The sequence below is a fragment of the Kineococcus vitellinus genome, from assembly GCF_009906315.1.
Classification (GTDB): domain Bacteria; phylum Actinomycetota; class Actinomycetes; order Actinomycetales; family Kineococcaceae; genus Kineococcus; species Kineococcus vitellinus.
The window spans coordinates 1-1,861 of sequence record NZ_JAAALL010000492.1 but is presented as its reverse complement, the minus strand read 5'-3'; the positions used below and the strand labels follow the sequence as shown (position 1 = coordinate 1,861).

The window sequence follows — 1,861 nt, the reverse complement described above, 5'->3', positions numbered from 1 at the left end:
GGCGTCAGCCGGTGGTCGCGGTCCGCGCGAGCGCCTCGCGCAGCCGGGTGATGGTGGCCACCGCCTGCTCCAGCGGTTCGGGGCGCGCGTGCAGGAACCCCTGCTGGGTGGGGGCGCCCATCTCCTGCAGCAGCCGCGCCTGCCCGGGCGTCTCGACGCCCTCGGCGACCAGGCCCATGCCCGTCGTGGCGGCCAGCAGCACCAGCCCCTCGACGAGGGCGCGGGTGCGGGTGTCGACCTCCAGGTCGCGCACGTAGGAGCGGTCGACCTTGAAGGCGGTGAACGGGCGGCGGCGCAGGTAGGCCAGCGTCGCGCTGCCGGTGCCGAAGTCGTCGACGGTCAGGTGGGCGCCGGCGGCCGCGAGCGCGTCGAGGGCCTCCTGGGCGGCCCGGTCCTCGGTGACGAGCACGCCCTCGGTCACCTCCAGCACCAGCGGGCAGCCGCCGAGCGCGGCGACGGCCGCGCGCACCGCGGGCAGCAGCAGCGGGTCCTGCAGCTGGGGAGCGGAGACGTTGACGGCGACCACGAGGTCGCGCCCGGCCGCGGCGGCCAGCGCGGGCGCGTCCCGCACGGCGCGGGCCAGCACCGCCCGCCCCAGCTCGGCGATCGCGCCGTGCCGCTCGGCGAGGCCGATGAACTCGTCGGGGCCCACGAGGCGGCCGTCGCGCCACCAGCGCACCAGGCACTCCACGCCGCCGACGACGCGGGAGTCCACGTCGACGCTGGGCTGGTAGTGCACCTCCACGCGGCCGTCGGGGCCGTCGCGGCCGGCCGGGCCCTCGGACCCCGCGCAGCCGTCGGGGTCGGCGGCGAGGGCGCGCAGCAGCCGCCGGGCGGTGGCGCGCTCGACCTCCCCGGTGCGGGCCGGCAGGGCGCCGAAGACCCGCACGCAGCCGCCGCCGGCGGCCTTGGCCTCGCCGGCGGCCTGCTCGGCGGCCAGCAGCAGCTCCTGCGGCGCCCCGCCGGGCTGCGGGTGCGCGACGCCGATGCTCGCGGCGACCCGCACCGGCCAGGAGCCGACGTCGTGGGGCTCGGCGAGCACGGCCAGCAGCCGCACGGCCACGTCCACGGCCGCCGCGGGGTCGGTGACGAGGACGGCGAACTCGTCGCCGCCCAGGCGCCCCACCTCGTCGCCGCCGCGCACGGCCCGGCGCAGCCGGCGGGCGACCTCGGCCAGGACGGCGTCGCCGGCCGCGCGCCCGTGCCCGGCGTTGAAGGCGCGGAAGCCGTCCAGGGCCACGTGCAGGAGCGCGACCTGCCGCTCCTCGCGGGCGGCGGCGCGCTGGGCGGCGTGCAGCAGCGCGGCGCAGGCGGCCGGGGCGGGCAGGCCGGTGACCGGGTCGGCCGCGAGGACCGCGGCCAGCTGCTCGCGGGCCCGCTCGGCCCGCCGGCCGGCGTCCTCGATGCCGCGCAGCACGGTCGAGGCGGTCTGCAGGGACACCGCCACCGCGACCACCTGCTCCTCGTCCAGCACGAGCGGCGGCAGCGCGCCGCCCGGCCCGAGGCGGTAGCCCCCGCCGGCACCCCTGACCGGCTCGACGGCGTAGCCCAGCTCGCGCAGGGTCTCCACGTCGCGGCGCACCGTGCGCGCGGAGACGCCGAGGCGGCGGGCGAGCTCCTCCGCGCCGAGGGTGGCGCCGCCGGTGACCATCGACAGCAGGCTCAGGGCGCGGGCGGACGTCGAGGCCACCGGTCCCCCCTCGACGCGGCGCCCACCTCCGAGCCGGTGGCCGCTCCGTGGTGCTCCGCCACGGTAGCGCCGCACGGCGGCGGCGGTGGTGGCCACCCGGTGTCCGCTCCGGCGTCCACCGTGGCGCCATGGACCCCACCGCGCCGAACCCCACCGCGCCGAACCCCACCG

The 1,861-nt window shown here is 80.2% G+C and carries 1 protein-coding gene; it reads right to left on the bottom strand.

The window, feature by feature from the left end; all coding sequences use genetic code 11:
• Positions 1 to 4 precede the first annotated feature (4 nt).
• Positions 5 to 1,690 carry an EAL domain-containing protein gene (locus GTQ99_RS22760; RefSeq protein ID WP_166617945.1) on the bottom strand — a complete coding sequence of 562 codons (1,686 nt, stop codon included), beginning with the start codon at positions 1,688 to 1,690 and terminating at the stop codon, positions 5 to 7.
• Positions 1,691 to 1,861 lie beyond the last annotated feature (171 nt).